Here is an 18191-nt window from a genome sequence, read left to right on the forward strand (position 1 = left end):
CCGCAAAAACAGGCGTTTGAGCAGATAAATCGCGGGTCTTCATGACCGGTCTTTATCCGCTATCTTGCATCCTGCCACGCTTTGCCATTTCACCAAGCCGTGATGCGGTGCGGGCAAATTCAAATTGCCATTGATGGCCTTGATAAAGATCGTCAATTTCGGCATCCCCCGACGCAATTAAAAATCGGCCACGATCATAGAGCGCATCAATCAGCCACATAAAACGGCGGGCGACATTTTCATTGGCATTGGTAAATTTCGGAACATCGCTCACCACAAGACCGGCAAACCGCCCGGCAATGGCAAGATAGTCACGCGCGCCAAGCGGCACATCACACAGGCTGGCAAAACTGGCAAAACCAACATCACCCGCCGCGCGCTCGATGGTAATGTCGCGCCCAGCAACGCGAATCATTTCAGCGGTGATTGCCGCGCCGCCAGCGAGCTTGTCAAAAGCCGATTCCAACTGCGGACGCGCCGTTTGTGACGGCACATGCCATGCTGGTAAATCAGCCAGAACCGCACCGCGCCAGTCAGTGCCATCATCAAGTTGGCACATCTCGCAGCGCTGTTTCAAAAGATCAATGAAGGGCAAAAACCGGTCGCGGTGAAGCCCGTCTTTATACAGATCATCGGCATGCCGGTTTGAAGTGGCAACAACAATGACACCGCGTTTCATCATGCCCGAAAATAGCCGCGCCAAAATCATCGCATCGGCAATATCGCGCACTTCCATTTCATCGAAACAAATCACCGCACCGCGCCGCACCAAATCAGCAGCGGCCATTTCAATCGGATCATCAGCACCCTTGCTACGCGCCTCGTGAATCACATCTTGTGCCAGAACCATAAAATCATGGAAATGAAGCCGCCAAATGGCAGGCAGATTTGGCCGACCCAGCCCTTGTTCAGCAACCGAGTCATAAAACATATCCATCAGCATAGTTTTGCCGCGGCCAACCCCGCCATAGATATAAAGCCCTTTGACTGGCGCTTGCGCAGGCAGCAAAATCCGGCCGAATAGGCTGCCCAAAATCTTGTCCAACATCTGGCGGATCACCATTGGCCATTTACGGCGCCGCAATGCGGCTGTCTGCAATCGGTCAATCAGCTGGTCAAGACGTAGGGCAATGGCTGCCTGTGCCGGATCGGCATGCAGGGTTTTGGCAGCAATCTTTGCGGCCAGTTTCTGGCTTGGGTAAAGGTGGTGGTCGTTTTGGCCGTTCGTCATGACGATTTACCAGCTTGTGACTTTGACCAAACCCTACGCCGGAAATTACCGTTGCGCCATCTCGCTTTTAATGCCAGCAATCGCCTTGCCTGGGTTCAATCCCTTTGGACAGGTTTTCGCGCAATTCATGATCGTATGGCAGCGATACAACGAAAAGCTGTCATCAAGCGCGTCAAGCCGTTCGCGTTTCTGTTCATCACGGCTATCCGAAATCCAGCGATAGGCCTGCAACAAAACCGCCGGACCAAGATATTCATCACTATTCCACCAATAGCTTGGGCAAGCGGTCGAACAGCTAAAGCACAAAACACATTCCCACAAACCATCCAGCTTTTCCCGCTCGGCAGGTGATTGCCGACGCTCGCCGCCATCAGCCACTTTGCTATCGTTTTTCAGCCAGGGTTCAATCGAGGTCAATTGCCGATAGGCATTACTGAGATCGGGAACCAAATCCTTGACGACTGGCATATGCGGCAATGGATAGATTTTCACATCGCCTTTGACATCGCTGATGCTTTTCAAACAGGCAAGCGTGTTGGTGCCATCAATATTCATCGAGCAAGAGCCACAAATTCCCTCGCGGCACGACCGGCGAAACGTAAGGCTGCTGTCTTTTTCATTTTTGATTTTGATCAACGCATCAAGCACCATTGGCCCGCAATCATCTAGATCAATTTCAAAGGAATCGATGCGCGGCTGCGAATCATCATCAGGTGACCAACGATAGATTTTAAAGGTTTTCACCTTGGCGGCATCAGCCGATGCCTTATGGGTGATACCATCGGTGATCTGTGAATTTTTAGGCAATCGAAACTCGGCCATGATTCTTTCCTCGTCCTTACCTAGTACACGCGTGGGGCTGGCGGGATTGGGGCAACGTCATTGCTCAAAGTGGTCATCACAACATTGCGGTAATCCAGCTTTGACTTGTTTTGTTCGTCAAGCCACATGACTGTATGTTTCATCCATTTTTCATCATCGCGCTCGGGCCAATCTTCGTGTGCATGCGCGCCGCGTGATTCCTGTCTTTGCTCGGCTGAACGGATGCTCACCAAGGCCTGACCCATCAGATTTTCTAGCTCAAGCGCCTCGATCAGATCAGTATTCCAGATTAGCGATTTATCGGCGACACCGATTTTTCCCATCTTGGCAGCAATCTGATCCATCGTCGCAACACCTGATTCGAGTGATTCGCTGGACCGGAAAACCGCCGCATGACGTTGCATCGCATGCTGCATTTCCAACCGGATTGATGCAGCACTTAAGTCACCATCGGCATGCCGCATACGGTCAAATCGAGCAAGCGCCTTATCGGTAGCCGATTGTGGTGCGCGTTTTGATGTGGCACCCGGTTTAACGGTTTCATTTGCCCGGTGCGCCGCAGCACGGCCAAACACAACGATATCAAGAAGCGAATTTGTGCCAAGACGATTGGCACCATGAACCGAAACACACGCCGCCTCGCCAATCGCCATCAGACCCGGCACAACCGCGTTCTGATCATCTTTGGTTGGCGCCAAAACCTCGCCATGATAATTGGTCGGAATACCGCCCATATTATAATGCACAGTTGGCAAAACCGGAATCGGCTCACGCGTGACGTCAACGCCGCAGAAAATCTTGGCGGTTTCGGTAATGCCCGGCAGCCGCGTATGAAGCGTATCTGGATCGATATGTTCGAGATGAAGCATGATATGATCTTTGTTCGGGCCAACACCGCGACCTTCGTTAATTTCAATGGTCATGGCGCGGCTTACCACATCGCGGCTTGCCAAATCTTTGGCCGTTGGCGCAAACCGTTCCATGAAACGCTCGCCTTCGGAATTGGTTAGATAGCCACCTTCGCCGCGTGCGCCTTCGGTGATTAGCACGCCAGCGCCATAAACGCCGGTTGGGTGAAACTGGACAAATTCCATATCTTGCAGCGGCAAGCCAGCGCGAAGCGCCATCGCATTGCCATCACCCGTGCAGGTATGCGCCGATGTGCAAGAGAAATAGACCCGTCCATAGCCGCCGGTTGCCAGCACTGTTTGCTGTCCCCAGAAACGGTGAAGACTGCCATCTTCCATGCAAAGCGCAATTACCCCAGCGCATTCGCCATCATCCGTCATCAAAAGATCAAGAACGAAATATTCAATATGGAAATGCGCCTTATATTTCAGACATTGCTGATACAATGTGTGAAGGATGGCATGGCCGGTCCGGTCAGCCGCCGCACATGCACGCCGTGCCATTGATTTACCATGATCAAGCGTATGGCCACCAAAGGGGCGCTGATAGATTTTGCCGTCTTCGGTACGCGAAAACGGAACGCCATAATTTTCCAGCTCAATCACTGATGGAATGGCATTACGGCACATATATTCGATTGCATCTTGATCACCAAGCCAGTCTGACCCTTTGACCGTATCATACATATGAAATTGCCAATTATCGCCTTCGCCCATGTTGTTGAGCGCCGCGCCAATGCCGCCTTGCGCGGCAACAGTGTGAGAGCGCGTTGGGAAAACCTTGGTAATACAGGCCGTCTTCAACCCGCCAGCAGCCATGCCTAGCGTAGCGCGCAAACCTGCGCCGCCAGCGCCAACAACGACAACGTCATATTGATGGTCAGTGATTTCATACGCACTCATAACCTACACCCTTTTCTTTGCGACAGTTTCGCAAGCTTGTCCGATGCCGAACACTTCACTGCCCCCTATATCAATCCCACGATCATACCAACCGACACAAGGCTGGCCATTGCGGCAATGGCAAACACACCACGCGCAATTGTCACCAGCGCCAAACGGCCAGTGGCAAGCGGAATATAATCTTCAATAATCATCTGCACGCCAAGCGCTGCATGAAACAATCCGGCAATCACCAGAATTGCCAATGCCACCGCATGCTGCGGTGCGGCAACAAAGGCCATCGCCGCGCTATAATCAAGCGGCCCCATCGACGCCACAAGATAGGTGAAATACAGCATAAGACCAAACGTCGCGACCGCGCTGATACGCTGCCAGCGCCAATGACCAAAGCCGGGTTCGCGGGGATGTTTTGCCGAAATTTGTGCCATAATACGCCCCTTAGCTACACTGCCAGCCATAGCGCCGCCGTGACCAGAAAGGTCAGGCCAAGCACAAGATAGCCGCTTTGATAGACCTGTTTGATTTCAAGCCCGATGCGCAAATCCCACATTAAATGGCGAATGCCATTCAGCCCGTGATAGACAAGCGCCAGCGAATAGCCAAACACAACCAACTGCCCAAGCGGATGCTGCATGGCATCGGCAACCGGGTTAAAAACCGCCGCCCCGGCGGCCAGGGCCACAAGCCATAGCGCCACAAGCAGGCTTCCTGTTGCCAATACCGCGCCACTTGCCCGATGCATGATCGACATGATGGATGTCAATTGCGGGCGATAAACCTGCAAATGCGGTGATAATGGACGCGGCTTTGCCATTGGAATCCTCGACACGGGTCGTCAAAACGAAAGAGCAGGCGCAACAATGCGCGTGGACTATGATTTATATGTGGTATTGATTGGCAATAGTCAATGTGTAAGCAAAAAAACAGATGGTCAAATTGATCAGCTTTCCCGCCCATTTTATGAGCCAATGCAAATTGGCATTTTTCAGCGCATTGATATGATTTGATTGCAATTGCCTTTTGCCGAAAAGCAGGTCAAAACAGAATTCATGGAACAGATTTTATCAATTCAATCGGCGGTAACGCTTGGCTTTGTCGGAAACAGCGTTGCCGGACCGGTCATCACGCATCTTGGGCATCACCCACTTTTGGTTGATAGCGTCACGCTTGCCGCCCATCCGGGTTATGGGTTGGTGGCTGGTGACAAAATACCCGATGACATTTTCAGCAGTATTTTAGACGCCTTGCCGTCTTTGGGCGCGCTGCCTCATATTGGCGCGGTAATCACTGGCTATCTTGGCGCACCATCGCAGATTGACCCGATCACCAAGCTCATCACCACATGGCAGGCCGAACGGCCAAAAGGGCATTATGTGCTTGACCCAGTGCTTGGCGATAACGGCCGAATCTATGTTGATAAAGACCTTGTTAGCGCCATGCGTGACCAGCTATTGCCGCTTGCCAGCTTTGTCACACCAAACCAGTTTGAGCTGCAATTACTATCAGGGCTAGATGTGCATGATATCGCCAGTGCCGATACCGCCGCGCTGCATCTGCTTGATCAAAACCCGCATTTGAATGGTGTTGTTGCAACTGGAATCAGCACGCCGCAAGGCCGCGTTCATGACCGTCTGATCAGCCGGTATGATCTTGTCGATCTTGCCTATGCCAAACGCGCAGCCGGCATTGCCGGTGGCGGCGATTTGCTAACCGTCATTTTGACAAGCTGGCTTGCCGCTGGCATGTCGTTCAAGAACAGCTTTATCGCTGCCAGTGGGCAGGCGCATGACATTATCGATCAAAGCACCGGCCATCTGGAAATTGCGCTTCTGGAAAATCTTCACCGGTTGACGCCAATCACCAAAACCGCGTCAACCGTGAAATTAGATGGCTTGGCCTAGCGGCCGCTAAGCTTGCGCTCGGCAAATAATTCGGCAATCTGAACCGAATTCAAGGCCGCGCCTTTACGCAAATTGTCCGACACACACCAAAACACCATACCATTTGGAACCGTTGGATCTTGGCGAATACGGCTGATATAAACCGCATCTTCGCCAGCCGCCTCATGCGGCGTCACATAGCCTTCATTGGCACGGTGATCGACAACAATCGCGCCAGGGGCATTTTCCAGCAACGACCGGACAGCCTTTTCGGTCATTGGCTTATTTGTCTCGATGAAAACCGCTTCGCTATGGCCAACAAAAACCGGTATCCGCACACAATGCGCAACAAGCTCGATTGCCGGATCAAGAATTTTCTTGGTTTCGGCGCTCATCTTCCATTCTTCCTTGGTAAAGCCATCATCAAGGAACACATCGATATGCGGGATCGCATTAAAGGCAATCTGCTTGGTAAAGATTTCTGGCTGCACCGAATCATTTACAAAAATGCCTTTTGTCTGATTAAACAGCTCGTCCATCGCTGGCCGCCCTGCACCCGACACCGCCTGATAGGTTGAAACCACAACACGCTTGACCGAAAACGCGTCATGAAGCGGCTTGAGGGCGACAACAAGCTGGGCTGTCGAACAATTTGGATTGGCAATGATATTGCGGCCGTTATTTTTGATCAGGCAGCCATCAATGGTCTCTGGATTGACCTCAGGCACAATCAACGGCACATCGTCATCCATGCGAAATGCTGATGAATTATCAATGACCACGCATCCAGCCGCAGCGGCTTTTGGCGCAAAGGCTTTGGCCGTGTCGCCGCCAGCCGAAAATAGCGCGATATCGGCGGTTGAAAAATCGAATTTATCAAGCGCCTCGATTTTTAAAATCTGGTCATCACCATAAGAGACTTCTTTGCCAACTGATTTTGTTGAGGCAAGCGCATGAATTGTGTCCGCCGGAAAATTCCGCTCGGCCAATGTTTGCAGCATCTCACGGCCAACCGCACCGGTTGCGCCGACAACAGCGACTCTATACCCCATGATTTCATCCTCCAGTAAAGGCCCAAGATCCATATCTGTCTGGCTGGGCGGCTAAATTTCCGCCATGAACAGATATGGCGGTTTGGTCTAACGTGCCAGACGATCCATTGCGTCAAGCACGGCTTTGGTCATGCCATCGGTGTCGGTCTGCTCGCAACCAGGCGCCATGATGTCACCCGTCCGTTTGCTCTCCAAAGCCATGTTCACTGCCTTTTCAACCAGACCGGCTTCATCAGCCTGATCAAAGCTATAGCGAAGCATCATGGCAAAGCTAAGGAACTGCGCCAGCGGATTGGCAAGGCCCTTGCCAGCGATATCAGGTGCCGAGCCATGGACCGGCTCATACATTGCCTTTGGCAGGCCGGTTTCGGGATCAGGCGTGCCAAGCGACGCTGATGGCAACATGCCAAGCGAACCGGTCAACATAGCGGCGCAATCCGACAATAGATCACCAAACAGATTATCCGTGACAATCACATCAAACTGCTTTGGGTTGCGAACAAGCTGCATGGCGCAGTTGTCAGCATACATATGGCTCAAAGCAACGCCTTCGCCTTCGGCAGCGTGAAGCGCGGTCATCACCTGACGCCACAACACGCCTGAATGCATGACATTGGCCTTTTCAACCGAGGTCAGCCGGCCATCACGTTTGCGCGCCAATTCCATACCAACACGGCCAATCCGCTCGATTTCGGGCGTTGTATAGGCATTGGTGTCATAGCCTCTTTTAGTGCCATCGCCTAAATCATCAATGCCGCGTGGTTCGGCAAAATAAGACCCGCCACATAATTCGCGAAGGATCATGATATCAAGTCCGGAGACGACTTCAGGCTTTAGCGTTGAGGCATCAACCAAAGTTGGAAACACCATCGCTGGCCGCAGATTGGCGAAAAGATCCATTTCCTTGCGAAGCCGCAAAAGCCCCGCTTCAGGACGAACCTCAAACGGAACGCCATCATATTTTGGTGTACCAACCGCGCCAAAAAGAACCGCATCACTAGCAATCGAATCGGCAAGGGTTTCATCGGTAAGCGGCGTGCCATGAACATCATAAGCGGCACCACCAACAAGCCCTTCAGACAGATCAAAACCAAGGCTGCGATGTTTTGCCAACCAGTCAATAATCTTCATATTGGCCTGCATGACCTCATTGCCAATCCCGTCACCGGGCAACACCATTACTTTGCGATTAGACGCCATCATCTTTTCCTTCAATTTTATGCTATGACCACGGCCGGTCTTGAGAACCGGTTTTTATAGCCAGGGCTGATCCTTCTCACGCTTGGCTTCATAGCTGTCGATATCATCTGCTTTGGCAAGCGTCAGACCGATATCGTCAAGCCCCTCAAGCAAACATTTCTTGCGGAAAGGATCAATCTCAAATGACACGGTCGGGCCATTTGGGCGGTGGATTGTCTGATTGACCAGATCAACCGATAATTCCGGATTTTCTGTATCAGACGCATCGGCCATCAAGGCATCGCGATCATCAGCACTGACAACGATTGGCAGAATGCCATTCTTAAAGCAATTATTGTAAAAGATATCGGCAAAGCTTGTTGAAATCACACAGCGGACGCCAAAATCAAGAAGCGCCCATGGGGCGTGTTCACGGCTTGATCCACAACCAAAATTATCACCAGCCACCAGAATTTCAGCATTGCGATACGGCGCACGATTCAGCACAAAATCATCAATTTCGCTGCCATCCTGACGATAGCGCATTTCATCAAACAGATTCTTGCCAAGACCCGAACGTTTGATGGTTTTCAAAAACTGCTTCGGAATAATCATGTCAGTGTCGATATTCAGAATATTCAGCGGCGCGGCAACGCCGGTCAGCTTGTCAAATTTCTGCATGGGATGACTCCGTTTTCCTTAGATATTCCGCACATCGGCAAGATGACCCGACAATGCCGCGGCAACAGCCATTTGCGGGCTAACAAGATGCGTGCGTCCACCACGACCCTGACGGCCTTCGAAATTGCGGTTTGATGTCGAGGCACAGCGCTCGCCTTCGGCAAGCTTGTCGGCATTCATCGCTAGACACATTGAACAGCCCGGTTCGCGCCATTCAAATCCAGCATTGATGAAGACCTTATCAAGCCCTTCAGCCTCGGCCTGTTCTTTCACAAGGCCTGATCCGGGAACGACAAGTGCCCGCATGCCATCAGCAACTTTGCGGCCTTCGGCAAGTGCTGCCGCCGCGCGAAGATCTTCGATCCGGCTGTTGGTGCATGAGCCGATAAACACTGTATCAACCTTGATATCGGTCAGTTTTTGACCCGGTGTCAGCCCCATATAGGCAATGGCTCGCTCCATTTTAGCGCGTTTATTGGCGTCTTTTTCCTTGTCTGGATTTGGCACGGCATCGGTGATGGCAAGCGCATCTTCAGGGCTGGTACCCCATGTTACGGTTGGCGCAATATCTTCGGCAGCAAGCGTAATTTCCACATCATAGACCGCACCAGCATCCGATGGCAGCGTTTGCCAATAAGCCACAGCGCGATCCCAATGATCACCTTTTGGTGTCATTGGCCGGTCTGCCAGATAATCATAGGTTGTTTGGTCAGGCGCGATCATGCCAGCACGGGCGCCAGCTTCAATCGCCATGTTACAGACTGTCATCCGGCCTTCCATGCTAAAGCCGCGAATCACTGATCCGGCAAACTCGATCACATGGCCCGTACCGCCAGCGGTGCCGATCTTGCCAATGATCGCCAAGATCACATCTTTGGCCGTCACGCTGTCGGCAAGGGTGCCATCAACGGTGATACGCATATTTTTGGCTGGCTTTTGAATAAGCGTCTGGGTTGCCAGAACATGTTCAACCTCGGACGTTCCAATGCCAAAGGCCAGCGCGCCAAATGCCCCATGGGTTGCGGTGTGCGAGTCACCACAAACAATGGTCATGCCCGGAAGGGTAAAGCCCTGTTCCGGCCCAATGACATGAACGATACCCTGCCGGATATCATCCATCGCAAAATAGGGAACGCCGAAATCAGCCGCATTTTTTTCCAAGGCTTCGACCTGGATACGGCTTTCTTCATCTTCGATACCAACCGAGCGATCGGTTGTTGGGATATTATGATCGGCAACGGCAAGCGTGCGGTTCGGGGCGCGCACGGCGCGGCCAGAATTGCGAAGCCCTTCAAACGCCTGTGGGCTGGTCACTTCATGAACCAAATGCCGATCAATATAGATCAGGCATGTGCCATCTTCCTGTTGATGCACAAGATGTGCATTCCAGATCTTATCAAACAGAGTTTTTGGAGCCGACATATCATTCTCCTGATTGCTGCCGGCGAGGAGGTCATCTCAAAGCCGGTCTGGCAATTTAAGAAGATAACGCCTCGCGGTAGGTTACTTTTTCGGCGATACGAGCCGCTTTACCGGTACGACCACGCAAATAATATAGCTTGGCACGACGAACACGACCACGACGCATTACCGTTACACCGGCAACCTGTGGCGCATGTGTTGGGAATACGCGCTCGACGCCTTCACCATAGGAAATCTTCCGAACGGTGAATGACGAATTGACGCCATCGCTTTTCCGCGCAATGCAGACCCCTTCAAAGGCCTGAATCCGCTCGCGCGTACCTTCAATAACTTTCACATCAACACGAACGGTGTCACCGGGTGCAAACTCTGGCAACTGACGTTGGCCAAGCACTTTCTCGATCTGTTTATTGCCTATGCGGTCAATGATGTTCATCGCCCGATTCCCTTCATAAATTCCGTGTCACCCTTGCCGGCTATTCAACCGACGGCCAGCCCCGTGCTGGTAGGTCACTTACTTTTGCCCTTTTGCAGTGCCTGCCGATCCAGATATTGTTGCCACAAATCCGGACGCCTACGCTGCGTCTCTTTTTCTGCCTCCGCCTGTCGCCATTCGGCGATCTTGCGATGGTGGCCCGATGCCAGAATTTCCGGCGCTTCGATGCCGTTCCAGACACGGGGTTGGGTATAATGCGAATGTTCCAACAACCCGGTCTCAAAACTTTCTTCGCGATAGCTGGCTTCTTTACCCATTACACCGGGCAACAGACGAATCACCGAATCCATCACTGTCAGCGCCGCAGTTTCGCCGCCTGACAAAATATAATCACCGATACTGACTTCCATCAAGTCGGCCGAATCGATCACGCGTTGATCAACCCCTTCATACCGCCCGCACAAAAACACCGCCCCTTTGGCAGCGGCCAGATCGCGCACCAGCGCCTGATCCAGCACCCTGCCACGCGGTGACAGGTAAAGTCGCGGGCCCGGACAATCGGCAACTGCGGCCAAGGCCGCGGCAACAACATCCGGTTTTAGCACCATACCAACACCACCGCCAAGGGGGGTGTCATCCACAGTCCGGTGCTTATCGCGCGCAAAGTCGCGAATGTCCAGCGTTTTCAGCGCCCAAATGCCTTCATTTAGCGATTTTCCTGCCAATGAATGGGCCAGATGTCCCGGAAACATATCCGGAAACAAAGTTAAAACCGTTGCCTGCCAATGTGGCAAAGCCGGATTAGCATCGGTTTGCCAGTCTTGATGAGGTTCGGTTTTGGTCATTTTCCTCATCCTTTTCTTGGTCACAGACGCCATTGGTTTCGGCCAGATTAGGCTGGCGTATCACCATCTATGGCATCATCGAGCAAACCAGCCGGCACCGACAAATCGATTGTTTTTGCCGCCATATCAACCGCAAGCAGCCGGTCACCTCCAAAAGGAACCATGATCGTTGGCCCTGATTCGACCGCAAGTTCGGCAATTTCACCAGCCCCAAAATCATGGATGGCAACCAATTTACCAAGCCATTGACCATTTTGATCGGTCACCGCCATTCCCAGCAAATCAGCATGATAGATTTCACCATCATCCAGATCGGGAAGCCGGTCACGCAACACATGAAGCGTGACACCACGAAGCGCCTCGGCGGCCTCACGCGTTTCAACGCCTTTTGCCCGAACAATGGCCAATCCCTTGGCATTGACCGAGGTGACCTGCAACTGCAATTGCCGACCATCATCCAATGTAACCGGCCCATAAGCCGACAGCGCTTGCGGCGTCGCGGTAAAGGGTTTTACCTTGAACTGCCCCTTGATCCCTTGTGGACCAACAATCGCGCCAACCGGCAAATGGCCGCTTATCACTAGCTGTCTGCCTTTTCCTCTGCAGCAGCTTCTTCAGCAGCAGCTTCTTCAGCAGCAGCTTCTTCAGCAGCAGCTTCTTCAGCAGGAGCTTCTTCAGCAACAGCTTCTTCAGCAGGAGCTTCTTCAGCAGGAGCTTCTTCAGCAACAGCTTCTTCGGCTGGAGCTTCTTCAGCAGGAGCTTCTTCGGCTGGAGCCTCTTCAGCAACAGCTTCTTTGGCCACCGCAGCTTCAGCTGCTGCAGATTCGGCTGCTGCTTCTGCTGCAGATGCGGCTTCAGCTTCACGTTCAGCGCGCTTTTTACCAGGTGCTGATTTCTTTGGCTGATCACGAATAACCGGTGCCTCGGCAAGGCCAGCCGCAGCCAACATTTTATGAACACGATCGGTTGGTTTGGCGCCCTGTCCAAGCCAGAACGTGATACGCTCGCTATTCAGCGTCATGCGCTGTTCATGCTCTTTTGGTACCATTGGATTATAAGTGCCAACACGCTCGACATAGCGACCATCACGTGGTGCTGAAGCTTCGGCAACAACAATCCGGTAAAATGGGCGTTTTTTTGCACCGCCGCGTGCCAGTCTGATTTTCAAAGCCATGAATTTATCCCTTTCATTGGCGTTAGTCGTCCATAAATCCTATTTTTTCTTACCGTCAGGTTTGCCACCCAATCCCGGTAATCCATTGGCAAGGCTGCTTCCCAATCCATTGGCAAGCCCGCCGCCCAATCCTTTTCCAAGCCCCGATGCGCCAAGCCCACGAGACAGCGCACCAAGATCGGGCATTCCGCCACCGCCGCCAGGCATACCACTGCCACCAAGCATTGCTTTCATCGCCGCAGCACCGGTTTTGCCGCCCATCTTTTTCATCATGCGGGCCATATCTTGATATTGCTTGACCAGCCGGTTCACATCTTGAACCGTTGTTCCAGACCCGGCCGCAATGCGTTTGCGCCGTGACGCATTCAACAGGCCAACAGCAATACGTTCTTTTTTGGTCATTGATAGAATGATCGCTTCTTGCCGTTTGATCATGCTGTCATCAATGCCGGCAGCCGCAATTTGTTTCTGCATTTTGCCGATGCCGGGCAGCATGCCCATCAAACCGCCAAGCCCGCCCATTTTCTGTAACTGGCGAATCTGCGCCAGAAAATCATTCATATCGAACTGGCCCTTGGCCATGCGTTTTGCCAGCCGTTCGGCTTCTTCGACCTCAATGGCTTCAGAAGCTTTTTCGACAAGCGCGACAACATCGCCCATATCCAGAATTCGGCCAGCCAAACGTGCCGGATCAAATTCTTCAAGCGCATCCTGCTTTTCGCCAACACCGGCAAATTTAATTGGGCAGCCAGTTACATGGCGCATCGACAAGGCAGCACCACCGCGCGCATCACCATCAAGACGGGTCAGCGCAATACCGGTAACGCCAACAGCCTTATGAAACGCTTCGGCTGTATTGACCGCATCCTGTCCAGTCATCGCATCGGCAACAAGCAGGATCTCATGCGGGTTGGTAGCCTTTTTGATATCGCGCAATTCGGCCATCAGGCTTTCGTCAATGCTAAGACGGCCAGCCGTATCCAAAATCAAAACATCATAGGCTTGTAATTTTGCGGCCTGCAAAGCGCGCTTGGCAATTTGCGTTGGGCTTTCGCCATCAACCTCGTTCAGCACGCCAACGTCGGCCTGATCACCAAGCATGCGCAATTGCTCGCGCGCGGCCGGGCGCGTGACGTCAAGCGAGGCCAGCATGACCTTTTTGCGGTCACGGCTGCGCAGCCGCAAAGCCAATTTACCTGCGGTTGTGGTTTTACCCGAACCCTGCAAACCGGCCATCAGAATAACGGCTGGCGGGTTGGTGGCAATATTCAATGGCGCGGCATCACCGCCAAGCATTTCAATCAAAGCATCATGGACAATTTTGATCACTTGCTGATCGGGGCGCACGGCGCGCATGCTGGCAACACCCACCGCCTTTTCACGCACTTTACCGGTAAAGGCTTTTACCGCAGGCAAGGCGACATCTGCATCAAGCAAAGCCAGCCGCACTTCACGAAGCGCCGCATCAACATCCGACTCGCTTAGCGCGCCACGACGTGCCAGCCCGTCAAAGACATCAGCTAATTTACTTTTTAGCGTATCAAACATGGTTTTGAACCTGCTTGCCCTTGGTTATTTTGCGTTACTACCATCATCCAAATTGCAAAATGACGCTTGGCACCCGTGCTCGAAAACTTCAAGGACGTGTGGAACCCGCTAAGGTCATTTCATTCGGCGATGGCCTGATTTGATAGAACCTATTGCGCTTTATACCGCAAATTGTCAAGAATAAGTGATGTTCTTTATCTTGTCGAAAACACTTGGTCTTCTTCTTGAACCCCTCATAATCCCCTATCTGTTTTTGGCGCTTGGGCTTTTTGCACGCTGGCGGCGCTGGCGCTGGATCATGCGGCTGGCCATTTTGATCGCCATTACCCTGCCGCTTGGCTATGGCTTTCTGCCGGTTTCAAGCCTGCCTTTGCAATTTCTGGAAAACCGGATTGCCCGCGGCGATATCGGCCAACGCAATATTGATGGAATCATTGTTCTTGGTGGATTTACCGGCAATAGCATTGTTGCACAAAGCCGCGATCATTATACATTAGGTGGGGCGGCTGAACGATTTACCGCCGCCATGACACTGGCGCGCGCGCACCCCGATACGCCGATTCTGTTTAGTGGCTTTTCGGGGGAATTGATCCAGCGCGGCTGGCGCGAAAGTGATAATATTCGTGATCTGGTCAAACAGCTTGGCGGGCTCGGCCGAACCGTTCTTTATGAAGAAAACAGCCGTAACACCCATGAAAATGCCGTGAATAGCCGTCAAATTCTAGCAGCGGAACCGGGTACAACTTGGATTTTAATCACCTCGGCAAATCATATGCCGCGTGCCATTGGCAGCTTTGCCGCCGCTGGCTGGTCGAGCGTGATTCCCTATCCGGTTGATTTTCAAACCCCAAAAACAGGCTATGCCGATCTTTGGGATATTGATCAGGGTGTCTTACTTGTGCGCCAAGCCTTGCATGAATATGCCGGGCTATTGGCCTATTATTTATCTGGACGAAGCGCTACGCTTTTGCCTGATTAGGCTTTACTCACCAACGTTACGGCCATCCATTTCAGAATCGACACCGGCAAGCGCCTTGGCAAATTCATCAGCAGCAAAGGGCTGTAAATCATCAGCGCCTTCACCAACCCCGACAGCATGAACCGGAAGACCAAATTCTTCGGCAAGCGCAACAACAACACCGCCTTTTGCCGATCCATCAAGTTTGGTTACAATCAGACCCGATAAATCGGCAACGGCAGAAAAGGCTTTGACCTGCGACATCGCGTTCTGGCCAACGGTTCCATCAAGAACAATCACCGAATCATGCGGTGCGCTATCATCTAATTTCCGGATTACACGAACAATTTTGGCCAGCTCATCCATCAGCTCGCTTCGGTTTTGCAACCGGCCAGCCGTATCAATGATCAACACATCGGCATTATCTTCCTTGGCCTGAACCATCGCCCGATAGGCAAGCGCCGCCGCATCACCACCGGTTGCCTCAGCGATCACCTTTGTGCCGGTTCGCTCGCCCCAGATTTGCAATTGCTCAACCGCAGCCGCCCGAAATGTATCGCCAGCGGCAAGCAATACGGTCTTACCTTTGGCCTGCCAATTTTGCGCAAGCTTGCCTGCGGTTGTAGTTTTCCCCGAACCATTAACGCCGACAAGAAGCACAACATGCGGCCGGTTTTGGGGGTCAATCTCAAGCGGTTTGGCAACCGGTTTTAAAATTGCCTCCAGCCCATCGGCCAAGGCAAGCGCAATTGAATCAGCATCAACCGGCCCGTCAAATTTATGCGCCTTTAAAGCAGTGGCAAGCCGGATTGCCGACGCCGTCCCAAGATCAGCCGCAATCAGCGCATCTTCAACTTCTTCCAATGAAGCTGCATCCAGTTTGGATTTGCCAATCAGCGCCGATAAAGAGGGTAGGCCGGCAAGTGATTCGCTGACCTTTTTGCTTGATTTGCTAAGACCGTCTTTTAGTTTTTTGAACCAGTTCATGCGCTCTGCGCCCCCTTTGCAACCGCACGACCAACAAGACTGTCGCCATCACGCCCGATCAATTCAACATCAACAAGCTGGCCTGATGGGATAAATTCACCCGCTAGCCGGATCTTGGCAAAATTGCGTCCATGCCCGCGATTGCCCGCCTCGACAAGAAGCTGATCGCGCTTGCCAATGGCGCTATCAAGAAAACTGCCAAGCCGCGCCGCACCAAGGGCGCGCAATTCGGCAGCCCGCTGCTTGATCACCAAGGCGGGTGTTTGCGGCATAGCGGCAGCCGGTGTTCCCGGGCGTGGTGAATAGGGAAATATATGAAGATGCGTGATATCCGCTTTGGCGATGATTGTCAGATTGGCTTGATGTGCCTGATCATTTTCGGTTGGAAATCCGGCAATAACATCAGCCCCGAAAATCACATCCGACCGGCGGCGACGCGCCTCGTCACAAAAGCGCAAAATGTCACGCGCCAGATGGCGGCGTTTCATCCGTTTCAAAATTAAATCATCACCATGCTGTAATGATAAATGCAAATGCGGCAAAAGACGCTGATCTTCGGCAAGAACATCCATCAATTCAGCGTCAGTTTCAGCCGGATCAATTGACGATAGACGCAATCTTGGCAAATCCTGCACCGCATCCAAAATCTGGCGAACCAGATTGCCAAGCCGTGGCCGCCCGGGCAAATCACTGCCCCATGAGGTGATGTCAACACCGGTTAACACCAATTCCTTGCAGCCATTAGCAACGAGTCGCCGCGCTGCATCAATCAGATCGCTTGCTGGTGCCGACCGGTTATTGCCGCGTCCATAGGGAATGATACAAAAGGTGCAGCGATGATCACAGCCCTGCTGAATCTGCAAAAAGGCGCGGGTATGTTCGTGAAAACTATCGACCATATGCGATGCGGTTTCGTGCACTTCCATCACATCACTCACCAAAAGCGATGGCGCGTCATTGGCCGCTAATTTTGTCCAGCTTGCCGCCTGCAATTTGTCATGATTGCCAACAACCTGCGTCACTTCGGGCATTGCCGCCCATGTTTCAGGTGCAATCTGGGCAGCGCATCCCGTGACAATGATTTTGGCATCAGGGTGTTCGCGGCGGGCTTTGCGAATAGCTTGGCGTGCCTGTTTTTCGGCTTCGGCAGTTACCGCGCAAGTGTTAAAAATTATCGCATCGGAAAGACCGGCAGCGCCCGCCTGATCGCGGATCACTTCCGATTCCCAAATATTCAACCGGCAGCCAAAGGTTTGCACGTCAGGCGCATTGCGTTTGTTCATGCGCTTGTCCTCATCAATGCCAATAAATCGCCGTGAAGTACCCCATCAAAAACATAGGCAACCGGCCCGCGCATAATCACCCGCCCGCCTGCTGTGCCATCATCCTGCCAGTCGATAAAAACACTGCCGCCATCCATGATGATTTCATTGCGCCGCGCACCGCGCCCCGATCGCTTTACCGCAACACCAACAGCACAAGCTCCTGACCCACAGGCAAAGGTAATGCCACCGCCACGTTCCCATACGCGCATGCGAAACTGGTCTGGACCAACCTTGGTCACAAAGGAAATATTCGCCCGATCGGGAAATAGTGGATGATGCTCAAGTTGTGGCCCGATATGCGCAAGATCAATCGCCTCTGCATCATCGACAAATAGCACCGCATGCGGATTGCCCATTGAATGGCAAACCGCTGTCACCGGTGCTAATGCGCCAAGGTCAACCGCCGCCGTATCGGCAGGACTTGCCAAAGGCACCTCATCCCATGCAAGCCGCGCCGGCCCCATATCAACCGCGATATGATCGGCAACTTCAGCCGCACGCCAGCTTTGCAAAATGCCAGCATCTGTCTCGATCGACAGCTTTGATAATCCAAGATCGCGCATCACCAGATCGGCAACGCATCTTGTGCCATTGCCGCAAGCAGCAGCGTCACTGCCATCGCTATTGAGAATCTGCATGAAAATATCAGCCTTAGCCGAAGCGCGGATAATCAATATCTGATCACAGCCAATGCCGAAATGGCGGTCAGCAAGACGCGTTGCCACAGCAGCCCCGATCACATCGGGAATGCCATTTGCCGGATCGCGCGCATCAAGAACAATGAAATCATTGCCAAGGCCCTGCATCTTCAAAAAAGCTGTCATAGCACAGCATATAGCG

At 52.6% G+C, this 18191-nt stretch carries 20 protein-coding genes; 3 read left to right on the top strand and 17 right to left on the bottom strand.

The features are described 5' to 3' along the window. Positions 1 to 52 precede the first annotated feature (52 nt). From zapE to sdhC, 5 genes are all read right to left on the bottom strand, one after another. On the bottom strand, positions 53 to 1231 hold the full coding sequence (gene zapE / locus ABXT40_RS11005; protein WP_443645643.1) for a cell division protein ZapE: 1179 nt from the start codon (positions 1229 to 1231) through the stop codon (positions 53 to 55). A gap of 45 nt (positions 1232 to 1276) precedes the next feature. Beyond that, positions 1277 to 2053, bottom strand: coding sequence for a succinate dehydrogenase iron-sulfur subunit (locus ABXT40_RS11010; RefSeq protein ID WP_443645644.1), 777 nt, complete (start codon positions 2051 to 2053; stop codon positions 1277 to 1279). Positions 2054 to 2073: 20 nt separating this feature from the next. Then, a complete protein-coding gene (sdhA, locus tag ABXT40_RS11015; protein WP_443645645.1) occupies positions 2074 to 3864 on the bottom strand; it encodes a succinate dehydrogenase flavoprotein subunit in 1791 nt (596 codons plus the stop codon). Positions 3865 to 3929: 65 nt separating this feature from the next. Continuing rightward, complete coding sequence (gene sdhD / locus ABXT40_RS11020; protein WP_443645646.1) at positions 3930 to 4292, bottom strand: succinate dehydrogenase, hydrophobic membrane anchor protein; 363 nt, start codon at positions 4290 to 4292, stop codon at positions 3930 to 3932. Positions 4293 to 4306: 14 nt separating this feature from the next. Next, entirely contained in the window at positions 4307 to 4678 is a 372-nt protein-coding gene (sdhC, locus tag ABXT40_RS11025) for a succinate dehydrogenase, cytochrome b556 subunit (protein ID WP_443645647.1), read from the bottom strand. Positions 4679 to 4730: 52 nt separating this feature from the next. Between sdhC and ABXT40_RS11030 the strand changes: the two genes are divergently transcribed. Together ABXT40_RS11030 and ABXT40_RS11035 are read left to right on the top strand one after the other, a co-directional pair. Next, the gene (locus ABXT40_RS11030; RefSeq protein WP_443645648.1) at positions 4731 to 4871 is read left to right on the top strand and encodes a hypothetical protein; all 141 of its coding nucleotides are present in this window, start codon (positions 4731 to 4733) and stop codon (positions 4869 to 4871) included. Beyond that, positions 4872 to 5765 carry a pyridoxal kinase gene (locus ABXT40_RS11035; protein ID WP_443645649.1) on the top strand — a complete coding sequence of 298 codons (894 nt, stop codon included), beginning with the start codon at positions 4872 to 4874 and terminating at the stop codon, positions 5763 to 5765. On the opposite strand, the gene ABXT40_RS11040 is transcribed toward ABXT40_RS11035, so the two are convergent. The 9 genes from ABXT40_RS11040 to ffh all read right to left on the bottom strand — a co-directional run bounded on the left by ABXT40_RS11040 (position 5762) and on the right by ffh (position 14081). Then, positions 5762 to 6796 carry an aspartate-semialdehyde dehydrogenase gene (locus ABXT40_RS11040; RefSeq protein WP_443645650.1) on the bottom strand — a complete coding sequence of 345 codons (1035 nt, stop codon included), beginning with the start codon at positions 6794 to 6796 and terminating at the stop codon, positions 5762 to 5764. The two genes, ABXT40_RS11035 and ABXT40_RS11040, sit on opposite strands and share 4 nt — an antisense overlap. Positions 6797 to 6883: 87 nt before the next feature. Beyond that, positions 6884 to 7996, bottom strand: coding sequence for a 3-isopropylmalate dehydrogenase (gene leuB / locus ABXT40_RS11045; protein WP_443645651.1), 1113 nt, complete (start codon positions 7994 to 7996; stop codon positions 6884 to 6886). A gap of 54 nt (positions 7997 to 8050) precedes the next feature. Then, a complete protein-coding gene (gene leuD, locus ABXT40_RS11050) occupies positions 8051 to 8656 on the bottom strand; it encodes a 3-isopropylmalate dehydratase small subunit (protein WP_443645652.1) in 606 nt (201 codons plus the stop codon). A gap of 18 nt (positions 8657 to 8674) precedes the next feature. Then, positions 8675 to 10078 carry a 3-isopropylmalate dehydratase large subunit gene (gene leuC, locus ABXT40_RS11055; protein WP_443645653.1) on the bottom strand — a complete coding sequence of 468 codons (1404 nt, stop codon included), beginning with the start codon at positions 10076 to 10078 and terminating at the stop codon, positions 8675 to 8677. A gap of 55 nt (positions 10079 to 10133) precedes the next feature. Next, a complete protein-coding gene (gene rplS / locus ABXT40_RS11060; protein ID WP_443645654.1) occupies positions 10134 to 10514 on the bottom strand; it encodes a 50S ribosomal protein L19 in 381 nt (126 codons plus the stop codon). 74 nt (positions 10515 to 10588) lie between these two features. Next, positions 10589 to 11359, bottom strand: coding sequence for a tRNA (guanosine(37)-N1)-methyltransferase TrmD (trmD, locus tag ABXT40_RS11065; protein ID WP_443645655.1), 771 nt, complete (start codon positions 11357 to 11359; stop codon positions 10589 to 10591). 47 nt (positions 11360 to 11406) lie between these two features. Continuing rightward, positions 11407 to 11940 (bottom strand): ribosome maturation factor RimM, encoded by a 534-nt coding sequence (gene rimM / locus ABXT40_RS11070; RefSeq protein WP_443645656.1) that lies wholly within the window; start codon positions 11938 to 11940, stop codon positions 11407 to 11409. Next, positions 11940 to 12533 (bottom strand): 30S ribosomal protein S16, encoded by a 594-nt coding sequence (gene rpsP, locus ABXT40_RS11075; RefSeq protein WP_443645657.1) that lies wholly within the window; start codon positions 12531 to 12533, stop codon positions 11940 to 11942. Before rpsP ends, rimM begins: the two co-directional genes overlap by 1 nt. Before the next feature lie 39 nt (positions 12534 to 12572). Continuing rightward, positions 12573 to 14081, bottom strand: coding sequence for a signal recognition particle protein (gene ffh, locus ABXT40_RS11080; protein WP_443645658.1), 1509 nt, complete (start codon positions 14079 to 14081; stop codon positions 12573 to 12575). 199 nt (positions 14082 to 14280) lie between these two features. On the opposite strand from ffh, the gene ABXT40_RS11085 reads away from it, so the two are divergent. After that, positions 14281 to 15060, top strand: a complete 780-nt coding sequence (locus tag ABXT40_RS11085; RefSeq protein WP_443645659.1) for a YdcF family protein — start codon at positions 14281 to 14283, stop codon at positions 15058 to 15060. A 3-nt stretch (positions 15061 to 15063) separates the two neighbouring features. Here the strand turns inward: ABXT40_RS11085 and ftsY are convergent, their stop codons facing one another. From ftsY to dapF, 3 genes are read right to left on the bottom strand one after another with little or no spacing between them, the layout of a single operon-like run. Continuing rightward, entirely contained in the window at positions 15064 to 16026 is a 963-nt protein-coding gene (gene ftsY, locus ABXT40_RS11090; protein ID WP_443645660.1) for a signal recognition particle-docking protein FtsY, read from the bottom strand. Further along, positions 16023 to 17309 (bottom strand): tRNA (N(6)-L-threonylcarbamoyladenosine(37)-C(2))-methylthiotransferase MtaB, encoded by a 1287-nt coding sequence (mtaB, locus tag ABXT40_RS11095; protein ID WP_443645661.1) that lies wholly within the window; start codon positions 17307 to 17309, stop codon positions 16023 to 16025. Before mtaB ends, ftsY begins: the two co-directional genes overlap by 4 nt. Beyond that, positions 17306 to 18175: a diaminopimelate epimerase gene (dapF, locus tag ABXT40_RS11100; protein WP_443645662.1), complete on the bottom strand. Its 870-nt coding sequence runs from the start codon at positions 18173 to 18175 to the stop codon at positions 17306 to 17308. The genes mtaB and dapF overlap by 4 nt, the downstream gene beginning before the upstream one ends. Positions 18176 to 18191: the final 16 nt, after the last annotated feature.

Origin of the sequence: Candidatus Ponderosibacter sp. Uisw_141_02, from assembly GCF_048087665.1 — a bacterium.
Classification (GTDB): Bacteria; Pseudomonadota; Alphaproteobacteria; order Puniceispirillales; family Puniceispirillaceae; genus UBA3439.

Coding starts and splice junctions, on each gene's coding strand:
- sdhC (WP_443645647.1), bottom strand. CDS start 4,678: ATGGCAAAGCCGCGTCCATTATCACCGCATTTGCAGGTTTATCGCCCG.
- ABXT40_RS11040 (WP_443645650.1), bottom strand. CDS start 6,796: ATGGGGTATAGAGTCGCTGTTGTCGGCGCAACCGGTGCGGTTGGCCGT.
- leuD (WP_443645652.1), bottom strand. CDS start 8,656: ATGCAGAAATTTGACAAGCTGACCGGCGTTGCCGCGCCGCTGAATATT.
- ABXT40_RS11010 (WP_443645644.1), bottom strand. CDS start 2,053: ATGGCCGAGTTTCGATTGCCTAAAAATTCACAGATCACCGATGGTATC.
- ffh (WP_443645658.1), bottom strand. CDS start 14,081: ATGTTTGATACGCTAAAAAGTAAATTAGCTGATGTCTTTGACGGGCTG.
- sdhA (WP_443645645.1), bottom strand. CDS start 3,864: ATGAGTGCGTATGAAATCACTGACCATCAATATGACGTTGTCGTTGTT.
- rplS (WP_443645654.1), bottom strand. CDS start 10,514: ATGAACATCATTGACCGCATAGGCAATAAACAGATCGAGAAAGTGCTT.
- trmD (WP_443645655.1), bottom strand. CDS start 11,359: ATGACCAAAACCGAACCTCATCAAGACTGGCAAACCGATGCTAATCCG.
- sdhD (WP_443645646.1), bottom strand. CDS start 4,292: ATGGCACAAATTTCGGCAAAACATCCCCGCGAACCCGGCTTTGGTCAT.
- mtaB (WP_443645661.1), bottom strand. CDS start 17,309: ATGAACAAACGCAATGCGCCTGACGTGCAAACCTTTGGCTGCCGGTTG.
- rpsP (WP_443645657.1), bottom strand. CDS start 12,533: ATGGCTTTGAAAATCAGACTGGCACGCGGCGGTGCAAAAAAACGCCCA.
- zapE (WP_443645643.1), bottom strand. CDS start 1,231: ATGACGAACGGCCAAAACGACCACCACCTTTACCCAAGCCAGAAACTG.
- leuC (WP_443645653.1), bottom strand. CDS start 10,078: ATGTCGGCTCCAAAAACTCTGTTTGATAAGATCTGGAATGCACATCTT.
- dapF (WP_443645662.1), bottom strand. CDS start 18,175: ATGACAGCTTTTTTGAAGATGCAGGGCCTTGGCAATGATTTCATTGTT.
- leuB (WP_443645651.1), bottom strand. CDS start 7,996: ATGGCGTCTAATCGCAAAGTAATGGTGTTGCCCGGTGACGGGATTGGC.
- ftsY (WP_443645660.1), bottom strand. CDS start 16,026: ATGAACTGGTTCAAAAAACTAAAAGACGGTCTTAGCAAATCAAGCAAA.